Annotated in this window: 18 protein-coding genes and 1 pseudogene; 7 read left to right on the forward strand and 12 right to left on the reverse strand. The window is 59.5% G+C overall.

Translation table 11 applies throughout. The features are described 5' to 3' along the window. From PY308_RS12715 to ampC, 4 genes are all read right to left on the reverse strand, one after another. Nucleotides 1-762 carry an ABC transporter permease gene (locus PY308_RS12715; protein ID WP_275783026.1) on the reverse strand — a complete coding sequence of 254 codons (762 nt, stop codon included), beginning with the start codon at nucleotides 760-762 and terminating at the stop codon, nucleotides 1-3. Continuing rightward, nucleotides 759-1685, reverse strand: a complete 927-nt coding sequence (locus tag PY308_RS12720; protein ID WP_275783029.1) for an ABC transporter ATP-binding protein — start codon at nucleotides 1683-1685, stop codon at nucleotides 759-761. Before PY308_RS12720 ends, PY308_RS12715 begins: the two co-directional genes overlap by 4 nt. A gap of 102 nt (nucleotides 1686-1787) precedes the next feature. Next, nucleotides 1788-2609 (reverse strand): sulfite exporter TauE/SafE family protein, encoded by an 822-nt coding sequence (locus PY308_RS12725; protein WP_275783031.1) that lies wholly within the window; start codon nucleotides 2607-2609, stop codon nucleotides 1788-1790. A 203-nt stretch (nucleotides 2610-2812) separates the two neighbouring features. After that, a complete protein-coding gene (gene ampC, locus PY308_RS12730; RefSeq protein WP_275783034.1) occupies nucleotides 2813-3970 on the reverse strand; it encodes a class C beta-lactamase in 1158 nt (385 codons plus the stop codon). 186 nt (nucleotides 3971-4156) lie between these two features. Between ampC and PY308_RS12735 the strand changes: the two genes are divergently transcribed. Next, complete coding sequence (locus PY308_RS12735; protein ID WP_275783036.1) at nucleotides 4157-5026, forward strand: LysR family transcriptional regulator; 870 nt, start codon at nucleotides 4157-4159, stop codon at nucleotides 5024-5026. 2 nt (nucleotides 5027-5028) lie between these two features. On the opposite strand, the gene PY308_RS12740 is transcribed toward PY308_RS12735, so the two are convergent. Both PY308_RS12740 and PY308_RS12745 read right to left on the reverse strand, forming a co-directional pair. Continuing rightward, nucleotides 5029-6249, reverse strand: coding sequence for an extensin-like domain-containing protein (locus PY308_RS12740; protein WP_275783038.1), 1221 nt, complete (start codon nucleotides 6247-6249; stop codon nucleotides 5029-5031). Nucleotides 6250-6672: 423 nt separating this feature from the next. Then, nucleotides 6673-8487, reverse strand: a complete 1815-nt coding sequence (locus PY308_RS12745; RefSeq protein WP_275783041.1) for a methyl-accepting chemotaxis protein — start codon at nucleotides 8485-8487, stop codon at nucleotides 6673-6675. A gap of 208 nt (nucleotides 8488-8695) precedes the next feature. On the opposite strand from PY308_RS12745, the gene PY308_RS12750 reads away from it, so the two are divergent. Continuing rightward, nucleotides 8696-9076: an acyl-CoA thioesterase gene (locus tag PY308_RS12750; protein ID WP_275783044.1), complete on the forward strand. Its 381-nt coding sequence runs from the start codon at nucleotides 8696-8698 to the stop codon at nucleotides 9074-9076. Nucleotides 9077-9208: 132 nt separating this feature from the next. Here the strand turns inward: PY308_RS12750 and PY308_RS12755 are convergent, their stop codons facing one another. Next, nucleotides 9209-9919 (reverse strand): DNA helicase, encoded by a 711-nt coding sequence (locus tag PY308_RS12755; protein ID WP_275783047.1) that lies wholly within the window; start codon nucleotides 9917-9919, stop codon nucleotides 9209-9211. A 225-nt stretch (nucleotides 9920-10144) separates the two neighbouring features. Then, the gene (locus tag PY308_RS12760) at nucleotides 10145-10498 is read right to left on the reverse strand and encodes a DMT family protein (protein WP_275783049.1); all 354 of its coding nucleotides are present in this window, start codon (nucleotides 10496-10498) and stop codon (nucleotides 10145-10147) included. A gap of 262 nt (nucleotides 10499-10760) precedes the next feature. Here PY308_RS12760 and PY308_RS12765 point away from each other — a divergent pair. The 3 genes and pseudogenes from PY308_RS12765 to uvrB all read left to right on the forward strand — a co-directional run bounded on the left by PY308_RS12765 (nucleotide 10761) and on the right by uvrB (nucleotide 17371). Further along, a pseudogene (locus tag PY308_RS12765) lies at nucleotides 10761-11977 on the forward strand (MFS transporter). Nucleotides 11978-12077: 100 nt separating this feature from the next. Further along, nucleotides 12078-14093, forward strand: a complete 2016-nt coding sequence (locus PY308_RS12770; protein ID WP_275783052.1) for a putative bifunctional diguanylate cyclase/phosphodiesterase — start codon at nucleotides 12078-12080, stop codon at nucleotides 14091-14093. Between the two features lie 110 nt (nucleotides 14094-14203). After that, entirely contained in the window at nucleotides 14204-17371 is a 3168-nt protein-coding gene (uvrB, locus tag PY308_RS12775; RefSeq protein WP_275783054.1) for an excinuclease ABC subunit UvrB, read from the forward strand. A gap of 583 nt (nucleotides 17372-17954) precedes the next feature. Here uvrB and PY308_RS12780 read toward each other — a convergent pair. The 3 genes from PY308_RS12780 to PY308_RS12790 form a co-directional block, all read right to left on the reverse strand. Continuing rightward, nucleotides 17955-18458: a hypothetical protein gene (locus PY308_RS12780; RefSeq protein ID WP_275783057.1), complete on the reverse strand. Its 504-nt coding sequence runs from the start codon at nucleotides 18456-18458 to the stop codon at nucleotides 17955-17957. A 121-nt stretch (nucleotides 18459-18579) separates the two neighbouring features. Continuing rightward, on the reverse strand, nucleotides 18580-19680 hold the full coding sequence (locus PY308_RS12785; protein WP_275783060.1) for a DUF262 domain-containing protein: 1101 nt from the start codon (nucleotides 19678-19680) through the stop codon (nucleotides 18580-18582). After that, nucleotides 19677-20867 carry a DNA methyltransferase gene (locus tag PY308_RS12790; RefSeq protein ID WP_275783063.1) on the reverse strand — a complete coding sequence of 397 codons (1191 nt, stop codon included), beginning with the start codon at nucleotides 20865-20867 and terminating at the stop codon, nucleotides 19677-19679. The genes PY308_RS12785 and PY308_RS12790 overlap by 4 nt, the downstream gene beginning before the upstream one ends. A 939-nt stretch (nucleotides 20868-21806) precedes the next feature. On the opposite strand from PY308_RS12790, the gene PY308_RS12795 reads away from it, so the two are divergent. Next, complete coding sequence (locus tag PY308_RS12795; RefSeq protein ID WP_275783066.1) at nucleotides 21807-22193, forward strand: hypothetical protein; 387 nt, start codon at nucleotides 21807-21809, stop codon at nucleotides 22191-22193. 175 nt (nucleotides 22194-22368) lie between these two features. On the opposite strand, the gene PY308_RS12800 is transcribed toward PY308_RS12795, so the two are convergent. Then, a complete protein-coding gene (locus PY308_RS12800; RefSeq protein ID WP_275783069.1) occupies nucleotides 22369-22953 on the reverse strand; it encodes a J domain-containing protein in 585 nt (194 codons plus the stop codon). Nucleotides 22954-23460: 507 nt separating this feature from the next. On the opposite strand from PY308_RS12800, the gene PY308_RS12805 reads away from it, so the two are divergent. Next, on the forward strand, nucleotides 23461-23673 hold the full coding sequence (locus tag PY308_RS12805; protein WP_037095903.1) for a cold-shock protein: 213 nt from the start codon (nucleotides 23461-23463) through the stop codon (nucleotides 23671-23673). Nucleotides 23674-23741: the final 68 nt, after the last annotated feature.

The following is a 23741-nucleotide window of genomic DNA, read 5'->3' on the forward strand; positions in this document are numbered from 1 at the left end:
CTACGCCCTTAACCGGTAACCCGTCCTGAAGATCCACGTCAGCAGCCCCATCAGCAGCGCCAGAAAAGCGACGATGATGGCAAAACTCACGACCGGGTTGACATCCGCGATCTCGAAGAAGCTCCATCGGAAGCCGCTGATCAGGTAGAGCACCGGATTGAAATGGCTGACGGCCTGCCAGAAGGGCGGCAGCATGTTGACGGAGTAAAAGCTGCCGCCGAGAAACACCAGCGGCGGAACGACCAGCATCGGGATGAGGTTCAACTGCTCGAAATCCTTCGCCCAGATGCCGATGATGAAGCCGAACAGGCTGAAGGTCACCGCCGTCAGCACGAAGAACAGCAGCATCACGAAGGGATGGGCAATCGACAAATCAACGAAGAGCGAGGCCGTCGCAAGGATGATCAGCCCGATCATCATGCCCTTGGTCGCCGCCGCCCCGACATAGCCGAGCACGATCTCCGTCATTGACACCGGCGAGGACAGAAGCTCGTAGATCGTGCCGGTAAATTTCGGAAAATAGATGCCGAACGAGCCGTTGCCGATGCACTGCGTCAACAGCGTCAGCATGATCAGCCCGGGGGTGATGAAAGCGCCGTAGGACACGCCTTCGATCTCCTGGATGCGCGACCCGATCGCCGCGCCGAAGACGATAAAATAGAGCGAGGTGGAAATGACCGGCGAGACGACGCTCTGCAGAAGCGTGCGCCGCGTGCGGGCCATCTCGAAGAAATAGATCGACTTGACCGCTTCGAAATTCATGCGTCGGCTCCCACCAGTTCCACGAAAATATCCTCGAGCGAACTTTGCCGCGTCGAGATGTCCTTGAGCCGGATCCCGGCTTCCGCCAGCGCCGTCAAAAGCGTGGTGATGCCGGTGCGTTCGCCGGCCGTGTCGTAGTCGTAAATGAGGAAAGATCCGTCATCCTCGATCTTGAGATCATAGGCGGACAGGGTCTCGGGAATGACGGTAACAGGATCCTGCAGCTCGACGCGCAGCTGCTTTCGGCCGAGCTTCTTCATCAATGCGCTCTTCTGCTCGATCAGCAGGATCCGGCCGCCATTGATGACGCCGACGCGGTCGGCGATCTCCTCGGCTTCTTCGATGTAATGCGTTGTCAGGATGATGGTCACGCCGGTTTCCCGGAGCCGCTCGACAACCTGCCACATGTCCTTGCGCAGGTTGACATCAACGCCCGCCGTCGGTTCGTCGAGGAACAAAACGCGCGGCTCGTGGGAAAGCGCCTTGGCGATCAGGACGCGCCGCTTCATGCCGCCGGACAGCTCGCGCAGCATATTGTCCTTCTTGTCGTAGAGCGACAGGTCCTTCAGCACCTTCTCAATATGTGCCGGGTTCGGCTTCTTGCCGTGCAGCCCTCGCGAGAAGGAGACTGTGTTCCAGACCGTTTCGAACTGGTCGGTCGTCAGTTCCTGCGGCACCAGCCCAATCAGCGACCGGGTCTGGCGAAAATCCTTGACGACGTCATGGCCGCCGACAAGCACGGTTCCGCCGGAAGGATTGACGATGCCGCAGATGATCGAGATCAGCGTCGTCTTGCCGGCCCCGTTCGGGCCGAGCAAAGCAAGAATCTCGCCTTCTTCTATGTCGAGACTGACGCCTTTCAGCGCCTGAAAACCGCTCGCATAGGTCTTCACGAGGTTGGAAACGGAAACAATGGGCGCCATGGAGTGGGTTCCGGGAGAACTGATGCGGAAGGAGACGCTCTATATGGAGCGTCGCGCCGAAAATTTCATCCGCTAAATCGCCGGAATCAGCAAACAGATCGTTCAGCCAAGGATTTCGTAGAAAAAGCGCAGGGAAATCAGTGTGAGAAACAATCCGAAGCCGACTTCCAGCTGACGCTTGCTCATCGCATGGGCCAGCCGCACGCCCAGCGGTGCCGTGAGGAGCGTGATCGGAATGATCAGGACCACGGCGATCCAGTTGATGAACCCGGTCGAAAAAGGCGGCAGACCCGCATCGCCCCATCCCGCCCAGATGTAACCGGCCAGTCCGGGGATGGAGATCAGCACACCGAGCCCGGAAGACGTCGCGACGGCCTGGTGGATCGTGCGCCCATGGCTCGTCATGAAGATATTGTTGAGCACGCCGCCGCCGATGCCCATCAGCCCCGATAGGATGCCGATGACCACGCCTGCCAGCCATTTCACCGGATTGCGCGGCAGATCGTCGGCGATCCGCCAGCTGTCGCGGTTGAAGAACATGCGCAGCGCCATCAGAAGCGCGATCACCGCAAACACCGTCATCAGCGTTTCGCCCGAGACATAGGCGGCGATGGCGGACGCGATCAGCGTGCCGAGCGGCACGGCCACCACCCAGCTGCGCAGCAGCGCCATATCAACCGCACCGCGCTTGCGATGCGAGAGGAAGGAGCGCATCGAGGTCGGTACGATGATCGCAAGCGAGGTTCCGAGCGCCAGTTGCATGCGCACCGAATCATCGACCCCGAGCAGGCCGAACACCTGGTAGAATACCGGCACCAGGATCGCCCCACCGCCAATTCCGAAGAGACCTGCCAGCACGCCGGCGACAACGCCCGCTGCTGCAAGCGTGAGAATAAAGGGCAGGAGTTCGGAAATAGGAGGCATGACAACCGTGGCGGTGCTGTGGAGATCCGGCGATTGCCGGATTTCTGGAAAGGCCTGTTCCTGTCATGAAACGGTGACCATCTTCAATCATTTTCGCGCCGTGGACATTCCACGCTCGCATGATTTGCACGAACCGTCCCAATCCCCTTTCGGCACGGTTCCTTTGGGCCGGCTCTCGCCGGCCTCTTTTTTTTGCCGTTCGTTCAGTGGCTCTCGTCCAAAGACCTCAGGATGCTGTAGGCCGCCCTAACGCGCTCGGTGTTCGGGTAGGGCGTGTTGGCCAGCATGACGATGCCGATCCGCTTTGCCGGGACGAAAGCCGCATAGGCGCCGAAACCGCCCGTTGACCCCGTTTTGTTGATGAGCACGTCGCTTTGCGGCGGCAGCGGCGGCTCAAGCTTTTCCACGCGATGCGGCTTCAGCGCCATATCCTGTGAATTTCCGGCCAGAAGCACGTCCATATCGGCGGGATAGGGATAGATTTCCCACCCCAGCCCCTGCGTCATCCCGTTCACCCGGTAATATCCGGTCTGGGTCAGATCAACGGCGCGCTTAATGGGGTCCGGCAGCTCGCTGCTGTCGATATTGGCTTCCACGAACCGGATGAGGTCAGCCGATGTGGTCTTGACGCCATAGGCCTCGATGTCGAGCATGCCGGGGGTCACCCGTACCGGCTTGTTTTTCTTGTTGTAGCCATAGGCATAATGGCTCATCTCGCTTTTGGGCACCGTGACATAGGTGTGGCTGAGACCGAATGCCGGAAAGATCTCTTTCTGCAGCAGCTCCTTCATCGGCTTGCCGAGGCTCTGGGCCGCAAGATGCCCGAAGAGGCCAATGCTGGGGTTCGAATAGCGCCGATGGGTGCCGGGGTCGAAATCCAGACGCCAATTGCTGAAGTAGTTGATCATCTCTTTCTCATTGCCGACTTCGTCGGGAAACTGCAACGGCAGCCCGCCTGCCGTATAGGTTCCGAGTTCCAGGAGGCTGATCCTGTCGAAGCTGCTGCCCTTCAGGGATGGCATGGACTGGCTGGCCTTGTCGTCGAAAGACAGTTTTCCTTGCACCTGAGCGTAGGCAGCGACTGTCGCGCTGAAAGTCTTGCTGATCGAGCCGATCTCGAAGATCGTCTTTTCGCTGACCTTCTGACCGCTCTCCTTGGAAGCAAGGCCAAAATTGAAAAAGTGACGCTCGCCGTCAATCGTCACCGCCACGGCCATGCCGGGAATGTTGTGCTCTTTCATCAGTGGGACGACGGCCTGCTCCACGACCTTCGCGAGTGCTGCACCACTGTCTTCGGCATAGGCAGCGCCGGCAAGCGGTAGGGCTGCAAGAAAAAGCGACATCGAAAGAATGTTCTTCATGAGCGGTGGAAATCCTCTTGCGGGGGAACCGGCTTCCGGTAGCGTCCGGGCCGGGAGAAGCCGTGCCGCCTCGCCGGTTCCGGGCGTCGGCGCATCTCCCGGCCTGGACTATGGGCCCCGCGTAGTCCCTGGACAAACGATCAATTCTGGGCTCAGACATGAGAAAAATTTGGCCTCGGAGGATCGATGGACATTTCCCAGCTACCGCTGAATGCGTTACGCGCCTTCGAAGCCTCCGCCCGCCATACCAGCTTCACCCGCGCCGGACTGGAACTGCGGGTGACGCAGACCGCGATCAGCCATCAGGTGAAATCGCTGGAGGAGGTGCTGGGCGTCACCCTGTTCAAGCGCCTGCCGCGCGGGCTGACGCTGACCGACGAAGGACAGGCGCTGCTGCCGGTGCTGACAGATGCCTTCCAACGGATGAGCGCGACGCTGAGCCAGTTCGAGGAGGGCAATTTCCACGAGATCCTCACCCTCGGGGTCGTCGGCACCTTTGCCATTGGCTGGCTCCTGCCCCGGCTTGCCGCCTTCAAGGTGCTGCACCCGCATGTCGACCTGCGCCTCAAGACCAACAACAATCGTTCCGACATCCTCATTGACGGCTTGGATTTCTTCATCCGATTCGGTGACGGCGCCTGGCATGGCACGGAGGCGATCCACCTGATGGAGGCACCGCTCTCGGCCGTCTGCGCACCCGCGATCGCCGCAGACCTTCGATCCCCGGCGGATCTCGCCAGTGTCGAACTCCTGCGTTCCTACCGGCTGGATGAGTGGTCGCTGTGGTTCCGGGCAGCCGGAATGGACCCGCCGGGCCGGCGTGGCTGGGTGTTCGATTCGTCCCTGACCCTTGTGGAGGCGGCGGCCCGCGGCGTCGGGGTGGCGCTGGTGCCCGTCGCCATGTTCGGCCACGATCTGGACGCCGGCCGGATCGTCCGGCCTTTCGCGATTACTGCGCTGACCGGAAGCTACTGGTTGACACGGCTGAAATCACGCGGCGAGACCGCCTCGATGAAGGCCTTCCGCCACTGGCTTCTTTCGGAACTGGAGCGGTAGTGTCAATCGCAGTGCCGGTAGCCGGACTTGCGGTCTCTGAGATCGAAGTGGAAATGGTCCTTGTGCTGAGGATCGCTACCGGGGCCGAGAACGGTGTTGAAATATTTGCAACTGTCGCTGCGCACCGCCTTCAACAGCCCCTTTTCGCGAAAGGCGAAGAAGCCGGGCTTGCGCACGTCGATCTCCTTGCCGGACTTCAGCACGAACTTGCCGACATCGATGGCATTGCCGCGCGCATGCTCCGACATCGGATTGCCGCGCCGCGAATTCATCGTCCGGCAGGAATAGCCGCCGAGCGGCTTGATGGTCTTGATGCCGGAGAGATAGCGATAGCGGGCCGAGGGCGCGAGTTCGTTCTTGACCCAGAGCGCAAAAGCTTCCGTGACCTCGCAGTTCAGCTTGACCGCTGGCTTCACGTCGATGCCGCCGGAGAGGCCGGACAGTTCGATCGGATGATCGATGCCGCAGGCCTTACCGTTGGAGATCCTTGGAACATCGCGAAATTCGACGCGCAGCTTTTTCAGCCGCTGCCGGCATGCCGCCTCGTCGGCCGGCATCCGCCCGGTAAAATCAGGCTCGGACAACGGATTGTCTGCCCGCGGCAGAAAGGCCACCTGCCGCTCTTCCTCCGCCTTTCTCTTCTGCAACATCACCCGCTGCTGCTGCTCCAGCGCCTGCACCTTGCGCGCTTCCTCCGCGGCAAGTTTTTCCGGGCTGAGCGGTGGCAGGTCGGGATCATAGCCCGGATCTGCGCTGGCCACGGCAACCTCTGCCGGTCGGCTTGTACCAAGCTGCTGCACCGTGTCACCGCCGATGCCGCCGACGACGGGCTGGCCGACATTGCCCTCAGCAATCTCCCGGCTCTGCTCCTCGGCGAGCCCCGTCACGGAAGCAGCCGGCGCGACGCCCAGCATGGCGTCCATATCCACCCCCTCCGGCGGCACCGCCATCGGCTGCACGCTGGCCGTCTGGAAGGACGTATCCGGCTCGCTGTCGATCATCGGCAGCCGCTTTTCGGCCTGGCGAACGGGCTCGACAGGTCCGGTATCCATCTCTGTATCAGCGGCTGTCTCGACCGGTTGCCGCACAGGCGCGACGGCACGGACGCGCGCCGTGGGCTCCATGCGTGCCGAGGGGCTGAGATCGTCCGTCGAGCAGGCCGCAAGCGGCAGCGACAGCGCAAGAACCAGCACCTGCCGCGTGAAAGGGAAACCATACGCCATACTCTTTGCCGCCCTTCGCCATGCCGCAGGTTCCGCCCGCCGGAAAACCGCCCGCGATTGCGCTGCGCTACCACGCGCTTCCAGCCTGCAGCCGAAGCTCCCATCCGCCTGTGTCAAAAGGCGGGCACGGACCCGGCTGCCTGTCCTGAAACGGGATTCTATGCAAACAGGGTAAACGAAGCCTTTCGCTCGGCCAGCACGGCAACAAAGCGCGAGGAAAGAGGTGGGACCGCCGTGCCTATCGGCACTCCCCGTTGCCGGACACCCTGAATCCCTCGGCCTGCGCCACGCAGAAATTCTGATTGTCTGCTCGCGACGCCCTGCCCGGCTCAGACTGGCGCGAACGGCTGCGGCATGTCCCTTCGGCATAAAAATACCCGCGTCCTTTCGAACGCGGGCAAGCGCAATGCGTCACAAATCGAATCACGCGGCGCGGCTGTATCCAGTTTGCCGGTTCGTAGCAGTCAGCTGGAACGTCTGAAGCAGGCTGCGCAATTCGCGGCTTTCCTGCGCCAGTGTCTGGCTTGCCGCTGTCGTCTCTTCCACCATTGCGGCATTCTGCTGGGTCATCTGGTCCATGCTGTTGACGGCCGTATTGACTTCTGCAAGCGCTGTCGCCTGTTCGCGTGCGGCAGTGGCGATCGAAACCACGTGGTCGTTGACGCGGTTGACCAGATCCTCGATCTCCTTCAGCGCGTCCCCGGTCGAGCGTACCAGCGTTACGCCGGTTTCGACTTCCTTTGCCGAATTGCGGATCAGCTCCTTGATCTCCTTGGCGGCGTTGGCCGATCGCTGGGCCAGTTCGCGCACTTCCTGGGCGACGACGGCGAAACCACGGCCGGCCTCCCCGGCGCGTGCAGCCTCGACGCCGGCATTCAGCGCCAGAAGATTGGTCTGGAAGGCGATCTCGTCGATGACGCCGATGATCTGGCTGATCCGGCTGGAGGAGCCCTCGATCCGGCTCATCGCGGAGATCGCATTGCTGACGATGTCGCCGGATTTCGCGGCACTGCCCTTGGTTTGCGTCACCATGTTGCGCGCTTCCGCAGCCCGCTCCGACGAGTTCCGCACGGTGGAGGTGATCTCGTCCAGCGCGGCCGCCGTTTCCTCGAGCGCCGCCGCCTGCTGTTCGGTCCGGCGCGAAAGGTTGTTCGCTGCTTCCGAAATATCGCCGGCGCTGTCATGCACCACCTCGGTCGATTGGGAAATCGACTGGATGACGCCCCGCAGCGCGGCGACCGCCGTGTTGAAGTCGTCCTGAAGCTTGGAATATTCGGGCGAGATGTGATCGATCTCTGCCGTCAGGTCGCCGCTCGCCAGTTTTTCCAGGGCCACGCCGACCACCGCCATCGCTTGTGCCTGCGCCTGCGCACCGGATTGCGTGCGATGTTCGTTGATGCGCCGCTCTTCGTCCATCTGCATCTGCTGCGCGGTCTCGCGGTGGCGAAGCTCGATGCGCTCCTTGACGGAGCCGCGCAGGATTTCCAGCACACCGGCCATCTGGCCGATTTCGTCGCCACGATCCGTCTCGGGAATGTCAGCCGAAACATTTTCGTCGGCGATTGCCCGCATGGCCGTTTTCAACCGTTCGATCGGACCCACGACACTGCGCACGATGGAGAAGGCGGCGAGCAGGATGAGAAGAGCCGCGAAACCGCAGATGACCGCAACCTGGATCAGCCCCTCGCGGAACATGGCGGCAAGGTCATCGCCATAGACGCCAGTGCCGACCACCCAGCCCCAGGGCTTGAAGCCCGCCACATGCGAATATTTCAGCACCGGCTCCTCGGCGCCCGGCTTCGGCCAGTAGTAATCGACGAAGCCTTTTCCATTGGCCTTCACCTCGTCGACGAAGGCGACGAACAGATGCTTGCCGTTCGGATCCTTGTTGGCTGTCAGGTCCGTGCCGTTGAGCGCTGGCTTGATCGGATGCATGACCATTGTCGGATGCATGTCGTTGATCCAGAAATAGCCGCTGTCCTGATAGCGCATCGCGCTGATCGCCTCGATCGAGCGGGCCTGCGCGTCCTTCTGACTGAGAAGGCCAGACTGCTCCTGCTTGTAGAAGGCGTCGAACACCGTAATTGCGTTTTCGTTCATGGCCTCCAGCATGGCCTTGCGCTCCGTGACCAGCCTGTCCTGCTGCTGAAACAGGCCGAAGGTCATGGCGGCAGCCAGCGTGGCAAGCGCCAGCGCCACCAGCAAGTAAAGGCGCACCGAAATACTGAGATGCTTCATTGAAAAAATCCCCTTTGTCTGAAAAGACGATAGCGTGGGGCATTTTCTAATTTCCTAACGCGCGACTATTAAATTCCGACCGGGGTTTTACTCGTTCATGACGATGGCGACGCGAAGGCGGCCGCAGTTGCATGTCAATTATGTGCAGGTCACCCTTTTCCATCGGCAAAGGCCGGGCTACATGCTTAGGGAACGGAGAGCACTGATCATGTCCAGACCGAACGGCGACCTCACCTTGCGAACCCTTGCCATGCCGGCCGACGCCAATGCGGCCGGCGACATTTTCGGCGGTTGGGTCATGGCCCAGATGGACCTGTCCTGCGGCATCCGCGCCGCCGAACGCGCGAGGGGCCGTGTCGTCACCGCGGCGGTGAAGGAAATGGCTTTCGAAATGCCGGTGAAGATCGGCGACACGCTGTGCATCTATACCGACGTCGTCAAGGTCGGCCGCACCTCGATGACGCTGAAGGTCGAGGCCTGGGCGCAACGCTATCTCTCCGACCGCATGGACAAGGTCACCGACGCCTTGTTCGTCATGGTGGCCTTGGACGAGAATGGAAAACCGAAGGCGGTTCCTCCCGAGACGTGAAAACAATCGGGATGCTGCTTTGACAAAGCCGACAACAAGCTCCCGTCATACCTGTGTTCGTCAGAGGGATGACGGAGGTTTGGGAAACCCGCTACACAAAATTCAGTCCCTGCAATGCGGTAGACCGCCACGTCAGTCTGCGCCTTGAAACCGAACCTCACCATTGCCGAGGAAACACGTCTTGTCGAAGAGCCGCAAATCGAGCGGGTTCGGCAGCCGCACATCGCTGAGATCGGGATACGGCTTCAAAGACGGATTGTAAGAACGATCAATCTGGGAAATGAAGACCATAATCAGATCCCGATCGCGCGAGAAAGTACGAAGCGCACGAACTTGCTCCCCCAGATCTGGATGCCTGCGCTTTTGATCGAGCAACTGTAGATAGTCTATGACGACCAGCGTTCGGGGTGGCGCAGACGCGAGAACCCGGATGATGTAATCGGCATGTATGTCGTCCGAGCAGTCGCAAGCGAACAATCCGGCATATTGAGCGTGATCAGCGCCGATTGCCTGAAAGCGGTCGGCGATATCCCGCTCGGTATATTCCAGTGTGAAAAAGGCAGCCCGGTTGCCGGACCTCATCGCTTCCAGAGCCAGTTTGAGGGCTAACAGTGTCTTTCCTTGGCCCGGACGTGCGGCTACCAGGACGAGGTCGCCGGGTTTCAATCGAGCAAATAACTCGGCATGCGAGCTGGCGCGTGACTTCGCCACGAGCAGGCTCCAATCGGTATATCCCTCCTCCACGGCGACACGCCGCAAAGCTTCATGAAGCCGAATGCTTTCGGAGCGCGACAGAAGCTTTGCCTTGCGCTTCAGGCGGAAAACAGATTCAGACAGTTTCATCGACAACCTCCCGTCGCGAGCAGGTTCTGCAGTCCCTCCTTGTGCTGAATGCTCGAACGGTGGGTTCGGTGGATGGAGACAGCCCCGTATGAAATGATACTTTCCCGCGTGGAGGGAGGAGGCGTGGGCTCCGCCTGAATCAGACGATAGCGTAAATTCAGGCCGGTGAAAATCACCCCTTCCAGGAAACCAAACGATCGCGGGAGAGGGATAACCTACCCGCAACTACCCCTTGAACACGAAGGCCGCGCCGCCGGCGATCAGGCAGAAGCCGATCGCATGGTTCCAGGTCAGCGATTCCTTCAGCCAGAACACCGAGAAACCGGCAAACACGATCAGGGTAATCACCTCCTGCAAGGTCTTCAGCTGGGCAGCGGAATAAACCGTGTGGCCGATGCGGTTGGCCGGTACGGCAAGGCAATATTCGAAGAACGCGATGCCCCAGCTGGCGACGATGGCCATGTAAAGCGGTGACGACGTGTATTTCAGGTGTCCATACCAGGCGAAAGTCATGAAGACATTGGAGAAAACCAAAAGCACGATCGGCCAGACTGCAGCCGCGTTGATGGCAAAAGGCATGAGGCGATTCCTTGAACAGGATGAAAGAAAGCGCGAAGCATTTACCGTTCATTCAAGAGACTGCAAGACATCAAACGACAGGCGTTGCAAACTTATCAAACGGAGTTTGGACGGGAACATTTTTCGCAGGCTTGCCGTTACGGGTGTCCGCCCACAAACTGCTCTTCAGGATCAACCCATCGTAAAAACCGTTGTCTCGCCCACATGAACCCGGCAGACGGGTTTCAGCAGCATTTCGGGTCAACATCGTTAGGAGAAATGCGTGCAGCGATCATCCTCTTCTGCCGTGGCGGGAACACCTCTCGTCGCTCTTGCTGCACTCAACTTCTTTCTTGCCGATGCCCGCGATGGTCTCGGCCCCTTTCTGGATGCCTATCTCGCCACAAATGGGTGGTCGCCGTTTTCTCTCGGCATGATCGCCACCTTTGGCGGTATTCTGGGCATGATCTCGACGCCGTTGTTCGGCGCGCTGGTCGACGGCACGCCCTACAAGCGCCTGCTTGTCGTCGTTCCGGTCGTCCTTGTCACCACGGCCGCTCTTCTGACGCTGGCCATCCCGAGCGTCGCCATCGTCATCGGCGGGCAGACCGTCACCGCGATTGTCGGGGCGGTGATTGGCCCGGCGCTGATGGGTTGACACTGGGCCTCGTCGGCGAAGCGGCATTTCCCGAACAGGTTTCGCGCAACGAATTCTGGAATCATGCCGGCAATGTCGTATCGCTTTGCGGTGTCTATGCCGCGACGGTTTTCTTCGGCATGGGCGGTATCATCGGTCTGATGATTGTCACCGCGATCGGCGCGGTCGTAGCCGCCCTGATGATCGACCCGGCACGGATCGACCACAAGGTCGCCCGCGGCCTCGGTCATGACGATGGCGCGCCCGGTCCGTCTGGGCTGTCCGTGCTGCTGAACACGCGGGGCCTGATTGTTCTCGCAGTCGTTATGCTGGTGTTTCATTTTGGTAACGCGCCGATCAGCCGTCTGGTCGCGCAGCAGTTTTCCGTCCAGCTCGGCACCCCCTTCCGGACCACAGCGCTGATCACGGGCGTCGCCCAGTTGACCATGATCGCCGCAGCGGTTGCCACGCCCTGGCTCATCCGCCGCTTCGGGCTTGCTGCCGTTTTCATCATCTCGCTGTCGGCTTTGCCGCTGCGCGGCGCTATCGCCGGCAGCATTTCCGACTTCTGGATGATCTATCCCGTCCAGATCCTCGATGGGATCGGCGCGGGCCTGATCGGCATTGCAACGCCGATCGCCGCCGAACGCATCCTCTCCGGGTCGGGCCGCTTCAACGTCGGGCTGGCGGCGGTCATGACAGTACAGGGCATCGGCGCATCGACCAGCAATGTTTTTGCCGGATGGCTGGTTCAGACGGAAGGTTTCTGGCTTGCCTACTGGGTCCATGGCAGCATCGCGGTGCTGGCGCTGGTCCCGTTCCTGATCTGGCGGAACGAGGTCGCACCGCCGTCGTCGGGATGAGCGACCGACCGGCTCGATATTTCGGTTAAAGCAAAATTAGAGGACCGGGAGCATATTGCGACGGGCGGGCCGGCAGGTGCCGGTACGACACGGAGCGACCATGGTGCAAATGATCCGGATGATGCCGGACGATACGACCATCGCTAGGCAGATAAAGACCGCACAGGCCGTCTCCGTGCTGGGCGGCATCGTGCTGTCGCTCGCGTCAAACTGTTTCATCGCGATTACGACTGCAATCGTGCTTTGGCTCTACCAGCCGGACGGAAGCCTCGTCATCTGGCTTGCGGCGATCATCACGCTGAATCTGGTCCGGCTGATTGCCGTGATTTATATCAAGCGGAAAAAGGTGCACGAAAGAAACCCGGAGAAAGTGCTCCTCATCCTGTCCGTTACCGCCTTCATTGCCGGCGTGCTCTGGGCACTTGCACCCTTTCTTCCCGGCGGCATTGCGACCGATGGCGCGAATGCCTATGTGATTTTCATTGTTGCCGGCATTTCGGCCGGCGCCCTGATGCAGAATACCGCCTACTCCCCGACAGCCCTGCTGTTTGGCGGCCCGCCGCTTGCCGCCACGCTTTGCCTGATGGTCAGTCAGGGAACGCTGGTGTCGAGCGTGATCGCAGCCGATGTTCTGTTGCTCATGGTCATGATGGTGCGCGCCAGCGGCCTGAGCCAGGCGAGCTTCATCCGCAGCGAGGAGGATCGGTTGCAGGCAGTTACGCTGGCCGGTTCGTTGTCCAATGCCAATCACGAAATCAAGCTTTCAAACACCCAGCTTGAGACGCTCGCCAGGCTGGATCCATTGACGGGGCTTGGCAATCGCGCGCTTTTCAACGGCCGACTGCATGCGCTCGTCGTAGACCAGGGTGCACAGCCGCATCCGATCGCGCTGCTGATCATCGACCTCGATCGCTTCAAGGCGATCAATGACACGATGGGTCATGGCGCCGGCGACAAGGTGCTTGTCGAAATCGGCGTCCGCCTGTCGCAGCTTTCCGGTCCGGGCGACTGCGTGGTCCGGCTCGGCGGCGACGAATTCGCCGTCATTCTCCATGGCGTGGACGCAGCGGAGCGTGCGCAGACCATCGGAGCCGGCATCCTTGCATCGGCGGAGCAACCGATTTTCATCTATGGCCGCCCCACCACCGTTGGCACCAGCGCCGGGCTGGCCCTCTTTCCCGATCATGGGCAGACCGCCGAGGAGCTTTTCGCCAGCGCCGACATCGCGCTCTACGCCGCCAAGGAGGGCGGCCGGCGCCGGCTGAAAATATTCAACCCCGACCTCAAGGCCCAGATCGACCGCCAGCAACTCATCGAAACCGGCCTCGCCGATGCGATCGCAACCGGCGGCATCCGGGTCTTTTTCCAGCCGCAGGTCGCGCTTTCGGACGGCCATATTGTCGGCTTCGAGGCGTTGCTGCGCTGGAGCCATCCGACGCTGGGGCCGGTCAGCCCGCCGGAAGTGGTGCTGGCAGCCCATGCGCTGCACATGTCGGAGCGGCTGACCCGCCATATCGCCACCGCCGCCGCCGACCTGATCCGGCGCCTGCCGGGCTTCGGCCTTGCCGACACCGCCGTCGCCATCAACGTGTCACCGCGCGAATTCTCCAGCTATAGTCTTTCGGCCATGCTGGAACCGATCATTGCCGAGTTCGGCATCCATCCGTCGAAACTCGAGATCGAGATCACCGAGGAGGCGACGCTGGACGCCGTCATCGCCGGCGAGGAGCTGGCGCGCCTCGAACAGGCCGGCTACCGGATCGCCGTCGATGATTTCGGCATGGGTCATTCCTCGCTCGCCTACCTCGTCAGCCTGCGCATCGACCGGCTGAAGATCGACCGCAGCTTCGTCACGGGCATCGCCGCCAGCCGCCAGAACCAGGCGCTGATTTCCGCGCTGATCGGCATCGGCCATGCGCTGCACATCGAAATCGTCGTCGAGGGCGTCGAGACCGCCGAGGAAGCCGAGATCCTGCGCATGCTCGGTTGCCGCATCGTCCAGGGCTATCACTATGGACGGCCCATGCCGCTGGAGGACATACCAGCCTGGATCGCCGGGCATCGGGGACCGGAGAACGGCAGGCCGCATCTGACGAAAGAGTCGATCGGCGACTGACGCGCGATCTGCATGTGGCCGCCGGTTCCGCGCCGGCCACGACGGATACCGTTGCCTTTTTGTACTCATTCCCCCTTCCCTTTCCGCCGGACTCTCTCCATATTCCCGGCATGTCGAAAGCACCGAAAAAATCCGCCCGCCCCGACCAAGGCGGCTTCGAGGAAGCCCCGCAGGCCTCGTTCGAGGGCGCACCGCTGTCAGGTTCCGTCTCCGACTGGGCCAACGAGTTGCAGCGCATGGCCGAAGCCGAGACGATCGAGACCCGCCACGACGTCGCCTCCAAGGCCGGCAAGCACCGCAAGAAGGTCGAGATCGCCGCGCAGAAGGCCCGCGACGCCGAAGGCGCGCAAAACAAAAAGACCAACGCGAAGTCCAAGGACGGCGTTGCCGCAAGCAGAAGCGCCCGCGGCACCTCCATGGGCGGAACGTCGGATCCGAAAGCGCGCGCGGCGGCCGGCCTCAACCCCGTCTCCGGCATGGACACGTCGCTGGAGGACGCCGAAAGCCTCGCATCCGGCGGCGTCACCGCGACCGTCGAGGCGCTGTCGGCGCTGATCGAGAGCGGCAATCCGCTGTTCAAGGACGGCAAGCTGTGGACGCCGCATCGGCCGGCCCGCCCGGAAAAATCCGAAGGCGGCATCCGGATCGTCATGCAGTCCGATTTCGAGCCCGCCGGCGACCAGCCGACGGCCATCAAGGACCTCGTCGAGGGCCTCGCCCACCACGATCGCACCCAGGTCCTGCTCGGCGTCACCGGCTCGGGAAAAACCTTCACCATGGCCAAGGTGATCGAGGCCACCCAGCGCCCCGCCGTCATCCTCGCGCCCAATAAAACCTTGGCCGCCCAGCTCTATTCCGAGTTCAAGAACTTCTTCCCCGACAATGCGGTGGAATATTTCGTCTCCTACTACGACTACTACCAGCCGGAAGCCTATGTGCCGCGCTCGGACACCTTCATCGAGAAGGAAAGCTCGATCAACGAGCAGATCGACCGCATGCGCCACTCCGCCACCCGCTCGCTGATCGAGCGCGACGACGTCATCATCGTCGCCTCGGTCTCCTGCATCTACGGTATCGGCTCGGTGGAAACCTACACCGCCATGACCTTCCAGATGCAGGTCGGCGACCGGCTCGACCAGCGGCAGCTTCTCGCCGACCTCGTCGCCCAGCAATACAAGCGCCGCGACATGGATTTTCAGCGCGGCTCGTTCCGGGTTCGCGGCGACACGATCGAGATCTTCCCGGCCCACCTGGAAGACGCAGCCTGGCGCATCTCGATGTTCGGCGACGAGATCGACTCGATCACCGAGTTCGACCCGCTCACCGGCCAGAAGACCGACGACCTGAAATCGGTAAAAATCTACGCCAATTCCCACTATGTCACCCCGCGCCCGACGCTCAACCAGGCGATCAAATCGATCAAGGAGGAGCTGAAACTCCGCCTCGCCGAGCTGGAAAAGGGCGGCCGCCTGCTCGAAGCCCAGCGGCTGGAACAGCGCACCCGCTACGATATCGAGATGCTGGAGGCCACCGGCTCCTGCGCCGGCATCGAGAATTATTCGCGCTACCTCACCGGCCGCCAGCCCGGCGAGCCGCCGCCGACTTTGTTCGAATATGTCCCCGACAACGCCCTGCTGTTCATCGACGAGAGCCACGTCTCCGTCAGCCAGATCGGCGGCATGTATCGCGGCGACTTCCGCCGCAAGGCGACGCTGGCCGAATACGGTTTTCGCCTGCCCTCCTGCATGGACAATCGTCCCTTGCGCTTCGAGGAATGGGACGCCATGCGCCCCGAAACCATCGCGGTCTCCGCCACCCCCGCCGCCTGGGAGATGGAACAGGCCGGCGGCGTCTTCGCCGAACAGGTTATTCGCCCCACGGGCCTGATCGATCCTCCGGTGGAAGTCCGCCCGGCCAAATCCCAGGTCGATGACGTCTTGGGCGAGATCCGCGAGACCGCCGCCGCCGGCTACCGCACGCTGGTCACCGTGCTCACTAAGCGCATGGCCGAGGACCTCACCGAATACCTGCACGAGCAGGGTGTCCGCGTCCGCTACATGCACAGCGACATCGACACGCTGGAGCGCATCGAGATCATCCGCGACCTCAGGCTCGGCGCCTTCGACGTCCTCGTCGGCATCAACCTGCTGCGCGAAGGCCTCGACATCCCCGAATGCGGCTTCGTCGCCATTCTCGATGCCGACAAAGAAGGCTTTTTGCGCTCGGAGACCTCGCTGGTCCAGACCATCGGCCGCGCGGCGCGCAACGTCGACGGCAAGGTCATCCTCTATGCCGACCAGATCACGGGGTCGATGACCCGCGCCATGGAGGAGACCGCCCGCCGCCGCGAAAAGCAGGTCGCCTACAACACCGAACACGGCATCACCCCGGAATCCGTCAAGGCCCGCATTTCCGACATCCTCGACTCGGTCTACGAACGCGACCATGTCCGCGCCGATATCGGCATCAAGGGCGTCAAGGGCGGCATCACCGACCTCGTCGGCAACAACATGGCCGCCCATCTCGAAGCCCTCGAAAAACAGATGCGCAACGCCGCCGCCGACCTCGACTTCGAAACCGCCGCCCGCCTCCGCGACGAAATCAAACGCCTCAAGGCCGCCGAACTGGCTGTCATGGACGATCCGATGGCACGGCAAGAGGCGAAAGCGATGGAAGGGTCTGCAAAGAAGAGCAAAACCAGCCGCGAGTCGATCTCCCCCCTTGAGGGGGAGATGTCCGCCAGGACAGAGGGGGGGAAGCCCACCCAGACCTCCGAACCCGCCGCCCCCTCTGCCCCTCTCGGGGCATCTCCCCCACAAGGGGGGAGATCATCCGATGGTCCGAACGCCTTGGACGGAGCAACCGGTCAAGCGAGCGAGCCCGGCCCGTCAAAAAGCCTCTTCGCCAAACCCGATCTCGACAATATGGGCCCCGGCACAGACATGACCCGCCCGGCCCGCTCCCTGTTCCGCAAGAACAGCCTCGACGAAATGACCGTCGGCCGCACCGAAAAACCGCTGAACACGACGGGGGCCCTGCCCGCCAAACCCGACGCCGCCAAAAGCGCGAAACGCTTCTCGCCGCTCATGGAGGGCCAGCCCGAACGCGCCTCTTCTCCCCAGCGGGGAGAAGGTGCGCGAAGAGCGGATGAGGGGGAAGCCCGCGACGACCCCAGACCCCTCGTCCGCGCCAAGGCCGGCGTCGGCTCCTATGAGGATGCGGGGGATGTGAAACGGCAGAAGAAGACGAAGGGCAAGACGGGGCGGCCGGGGAAGTAATCCGTCGCCCTGACGGCAACACGCGCACCGATCTGGCGTAACGGCCAACCCCACCCAAGGACCCGATCTCCTCCTCTTGTGGGGGAGCAAAGCTGGCAGAGGGGGTGCCGCCGCAAACGCCGCAACTAAGCGCGCGCCTCTCATGCACCCCGCCCCTCATCCGCCCTGTCGGGCACCTTCTCCCCGTCCAGACGGGGAGAAGGGACAAGCCGCACCCTCTCGTCCCTTCAAAGATCAAGATGGACAGAAACACCAGAGACGACACCCACGGTCGTCCCCTCTCCCCGCAAGCGGGGAGAGGGCTAGGGTGAGGGGCAAGCCAACCACCGGAGATCCAGCCAAGCGTACAGCCCCCCTGAACTCCAGGTCGGCGAACAGATCATCCTCGGAAAGACCGCCGCACTCGAAGTCCAGTTCCGCAACTTCGACCCCGTGACGCTCTATTACACCCCGGTCAAGGAACACGGCAGCTGGAAAGTCGATTATATCACCAACCAGTAGGGCGAGTATCTGTGGAGTTTGCGAGGGTCGCTTGAGGGGGCGGGGCAATAACACAAAGACATCAAAATCAACAAATCAAAGCTTAGGCTACAGAAAAAAAGTCATCATATTCAGACCACCATGTTATAAATTTTGCCTCCGACGAGCCCGGTAGGATATTTTCTAAATAATCATCGGGATGATTAATAATACCGGAGCTAAATATCGGAAGCGCTGCCTTTAATTTCAACATCGTATCTTCGCAACGGTGAGCGTAAAAATGCCTAACTATTTTTGTCTCATAAAATACACGACAATTTAGTGCTATTGCATTATTTAACTCTACCGGAACTGCTCCACAAACTCCTTGAATAATTTTGGCTACATCTTTGGGGTCACGAATAGACCACTCATGCTCCCGGCTCAAAACGGTCGGGCTGTGAAGTTTAACATATTTTGCTGGGCTTAAAATCCTGACGAAGTGGGCGGTGTATTCGGCGCTACTCATAAATTTACGGTCAATTTTAGCAACTATGCCAGAGCGTTGACCTTGCCAAATTCGACAAAAAGCATACGCACGCAATGACTGAATAAGCAAATTATCCAACTCAAGGACAAGTGTTCCTATTAGGAAGCTTCGATATGCTTCCGTTCGCCAGCGATTATCATTGTAAGTGTCTAGCAAACGCTTCGCTCGGCGCTGCGAATGATTTCGAAACGCACTGATATCAAGATATGGCCGAGTCATATTCCTGCAACGCCGATGAAAAATATGAAAATCTTATGAGTTTTTGATGCGCAACATTGGTCTTTTCCGCACAAGCAGCGACGAATTCAGACAGAGATGGATCGGGCGTGAGCGCACCTACATCTTCATCACCATCCTCAGTACTAATTTCGGACCTTAGACTAGCATCAAGCTGGTCTAGTGTTACATGAGTACCCATGATTTTCTCATAGATAGCTCTCTGGTCTGCACTCATATGCTGCACAACCAATCCAGGATGAGTACGTTCTGCTACGGCACATAACAGTGTGTAAAACACATGCTTACTACTAAATCTTCGAAATTCTACGAGCTTATTCTCGTGCCAATATATAAACGAGGATCTCAAAGTCTTTTCAAGGGACTCCTCACTAGGGAAATCTGTATTGAACTCCCTATAAAGCGAGTCAATATCAGGCGGTCTTGTAGTAAAAAAACCCTTTTGTATAATATGTACTATATCGGAAATTAATCTCGTATCAGCCATACGAATAACATCGCGACGCGATATAATTCCAGCATCCAGCATCAATTCTCTAAACGCCCGCGTCATTCGGAAAATAAAAATTTTGAAAGGGCCCTGAAATTTTGCGTTCCGCAACTCTTCAGAATTTAGTGTAGCATTATGGACATTCATTCTTGCGAACGATTCGCGAATTTCGTCTTCTGTTACACCAGTAAATTCATCTATAGCAAGAGAGTAAGACAAAAATACTCCCTGCAGGCGATCGTCTAAATCTTTGTATCTTTTTCCTCGAAGTTCTTCAGTCTCAACCTTTGTTGAAATCCGCATCTTGTTTTCATAAAACAGCCTTAGCGCTTGACTGCGCTGCTGCCCGTCCACGATTTCCTTTGTGCTAGTCCTTGTTTTAAGATTGTAGCGGACATATAAAAATATCTTTGGTATCGGATACTCAAGAAGTATACTTTCGACAAAGTAAGATTTTACATAGGAACTCCAGACACGATCATCCCTTTGATAATCCCTATTAACAGTTATTTTGTTAGCTATAAGATCCTGGCAAAAATCGGCAACTGACGTTGGAGATAACGTGGCCTTCATTTAGAAACCTCAAATATAGAAACAGTCTCATCCGGCAAAATTTGTGCCGACGCGTAACTAGATCTGTTGACAGTCACAATCGAATTCAGCGGGGTAAACGATAACCTGCTCTGCTCCTTAAATCCACAAGAAAGGAAAAATTCAGAAATCACCAAAGGAAGATCAACATAAATTTCTTTATAGTAAGAAGCCTGCGTGACACAGACAACACTTTTTACCTTCGATTTGGCTATTTTACGTATAGAATCCTGCATGCTCTCGAAATAATTTTTATAAAATTTCAGATAATAACCCTTGGACGCTTTAGAGTGATGACCTGATATTTGCTTCAATATTTGAGTTGCCGTAAGGCTATCGCCTATATACACGACTTCATGATCGACTGAGTAGCGTCCTGTCAGCACACTTCCTGTCATGCTTTCACGGAGCGCCGCAATATCGACACCGACCATCTCATTCAGATAAAGAAGTTCCGGAAGAGTTTTTTTAACATAATCAAGCCGCGTTAGATATGGCGGCGATGTAATGATGTGGCTGACTTCGCTTGGAATAAGCCATTCTTTAAAATTGGCAGTTTCAAGCTTCGGCCGCATCAAGACAGGTTCTTTTTTAAATTGAGAAAACCGATCACGCGTTTGCTTCAATTCGAGTTTTATAGAATCCAACAGTTTCTCGCCGGAGTGTGGAATGCCTGTTATTATGTCCGATGAAAACCAGGTTGGATTTTTCGTTTTGGCCTGCTTGTAGACCCGGCGAACAGAGTTGGCCAACAAAAACTTAACTACATTTTCATTTGAGTTATTTTTCTGCAAAACCTCTCTCGTAAAGGTCGCAGCCGCTTTGTGGGCAATATTCTCATCACCGACTATATCTTGAAAAGAATTCAAAAGAGCTTCTACAGAAAAACAAGAATTCGATATCTCGGACAATGACAATGATTTCACATCTGAAACAATATTCATAAACGGATTTATATCTACACCTATCGAATTTATACCAGCATCTGCACATACTTTCGTAGTAGTACCAGATCCATTCCATGGATCCAACACTACATCTCTTTTGGTAATACACAGGTGTTCCAAAATTGTTTCAACAAATTTCGAGCTAAATCCGGCATAATAAGGATACACCTGATTCCGCTTTTGCTGCGCGCTTAATTTACTTGTAGAAACTATTTCGAGCATAAGAATTCACCCAGCTAACGGCCCTCCAAAAATTTGACGGCTAAGTTCCGGTTTAACACGGGCACTCTCCGAACGTTATACTAACCGCGCAATAATGAGAAATTTCACACATCATTTTCTCCGCCACCATCACCCATGCCATAATCCCCCATACCGCCGCGGATACACTGCCAGCCGTGGCAGCGAGGCGGAGACGGCGCCGGGTTTGGGGAAAATGGTCTCCCTCCGGCGACATGGGGAGGCTGGGCCTCGGCCCTTGCTTCTTGAAGCCTGCAAGAGCGCGCCGGGGTACCCATAATGCGTACCCACAATCCAACAACGGCCAAGTACACCATTAACTCGGTTTGCCCGGAGGCAATCGCCAATACGTACCTCTTGCACTCGCACGTCTTGAACCGCGAAAACCCGCCCAAACCGCGCATATCACATTCGCGTGATCCCCCTCCCCACCAACCCCCCGCGCCAAGATCACCAACCAAAACAACCCCTTCCCCATTCCCCCACTTCAAAAATTCCTGTGTAAAACTTTTTCCCCCTCAATTTCATCGGCGCCCCCGAAAACCCGCGTACACTCTTCCCGTCCCGCCACGGATACACTGCCAGCCGTGGCAGCGAGGCGGGACCGGCGCCGGGGGTGGGGGAAGGACGGACGTCCCCATCACCGGGGTTCGCAGAAAATGGCGTCCCCCCGGAGGCAGAAGCGGCTCCGGGCGTGCCTGTGAGGCACACAGGACCCGCTGAACAAGCAGGTCTCAGAGACGCCGGAATTGCGGGCAGAAACCGCCGAACGGGGCGCTGGCGAGAGCCATTACCCACACACCATAAGGCTCTTGCGAGCGCCCCGACCGACCTGCCCGGCGCGGCAGGACACCAGAACCGAAATCGCGGGCCAAAAAACCGGCCGCGCGACCGCAAAACCGTGCCAGCCGAGGAGGTATCATGCCCGACGCACGCTTGGACGAGGCGCTGCAGCGCTCCTGCATCGAGATGATCCGCTGTCCCGGCACGTTTTGCCCGCGCCGCCGGTGCCGCCGGCGTCGGCGCTGCAGCGTCGGGTCGGCCGCGCCGCCGCCCTGCCTCGCTTTGCTGACGCCGCCGGAGCGGCAGCTCTACGACCGGCTGCTGGCAAAAACCCGGTATTATGCCCCGCGCCTGTCGGCCCTGGTCACCGCCCATATCGGCGCCACCGCCCGGCAGGACGTCTTTGCGCTCGCCGTCGCCGAATGCCTGCGCCGCATCCAGCCCCGCACCCACTGGCTGCACCGCGCCCTGCCCTTCTGGGCCAACCGCGACGCCCCCGACAACCGAAACAGCCATGATGGATAGAAGCCCGCCCCAACCACCCTCTTCTCCCCACCGGGGAGAAGGTGGCGCAAAGCGCCGGATGAGGGGGGGCCGAAGGCCGCTTCGTTGTGGCTCCGGCTGCGCCTACGCCCTCCCTCATCGCCTCGCCCGCGTCCGCGCCGCCCAACCTGGGATGACCAGCCGGGCCACAAAAACCCTACTCCGCCGCCTTCACCTGCGGCAGCGCTTCCAGCTCGTAGGAATAGCCTTCCAGCATCGTATAGGCCTGCTCGATCGCCTCGATCTGCGCCTCGGCGTTGCGGATCGCCTCGGCAATGGATTGCGAGCGGGTGCGCAGCATCGAGCCCAGCACGTCAGCGCCCGGACGGCGGCCGAGCCGGTCGATATGCTGGCGGACACGGGCGCGGTGGCGCTCCAGTTCGAGAATGTGGAAGCGGCTCTTGACGATATCGTCGGAGAGTTTTCGACGCATGGCGGAGAGCGGATCGAAGCTGCCGGGCTCGCGCTCGTCGAGGATGAAGTCGTTCACCAGCGTTTCCAGCATCAGGATGCCCTTGAGGTCGCGGGGATCGGCAAGCTCGGGGTCGTAGCCGGTGCTGTCATAGACCCTGCGGCGCACCGGGTCGCGCAGCAGGTCGTAGCAGGCCTGCAGCCGGCCGAAGGCGTCGGCATCGCCGCCCTGGTCGGGATGGGCGGTCTTGGCCGTTTTCCGCCAGGCGGCCTTGATCGCCGCCTCGTCGGCCTCGCGCTCCACGCCCAGCGTCTCGTAAGGGTCGATCACCGCGCCACCCCGCCCATCACCCGCATTGCCGTCACCTGCGTTGCCCTCGCCTGCATTGCCCTCGCCTACCGCCTCTCAAGCCCGCCATCAAGGGACAAGGCGAAGCGCCGCCCCTTCTTCCGCCATTGCCGGGACGAAATTGTGGAGACGGCGCGGCAAAAATGGCCTTTCCCCGGCGGCCTGTGCCGCTTCGGGACGCCGGAAACGGGTTGCAAAGCACGACCGCCAGCCGCGACGAAGCGTCGCATTCAAGGGGAATATTCGCTTGCAATTTTCACGAATTGCTGCCAATTGTTACAGCGTTCGGGCGTTTGCATCCCGGAGACTGGACTGGCTGTATGGTCCCGGAATACCGGGCGTGCCCGTGAAACGGCACTGTAGACGTTCTTTCCCCGATATCGACTACTCCGACTGGCCTTTCGGAATAAAGACAAAACCGGAGGGAAAAAAGGTCTCCACCCTGGCAGGGGTGAGGACACATCAACAAGGGAAATAAGGACTTCTCCCATGGCCACCAAGGGCACCGTAAAATTCTTCAACCAGGACAAGGGCTTTGGCTTCATCACGCCGGAAGGCGGCGCCAAGGACGTGTTCGTTCACATCTCCGCGCTGCAGGCCGCCGGCCTCCAGACCCTGAAGGACGGCCAGCAGGTCACCTTCGACACCGAGCCGGATCGCATGGGCAAAGGCCCGAAGGCCGTCAACATCCAGGCTGACTAAGCCGGATCGGATCGCTTGGCGATCACCCCATTGAACGGCGTCCTCGGGCGCCGTTTTTTTATGCCGCA

The sequence above is a fragment of the Pararhizobium gei genome (assembly GCF_029223885.1).
Lineage (GTDB): Bacteria > Pseudomonadota > Alphaproteobacteria > Rhizobiales > Rhizobiaceae > Pararhizobium > Pararhizobium gei.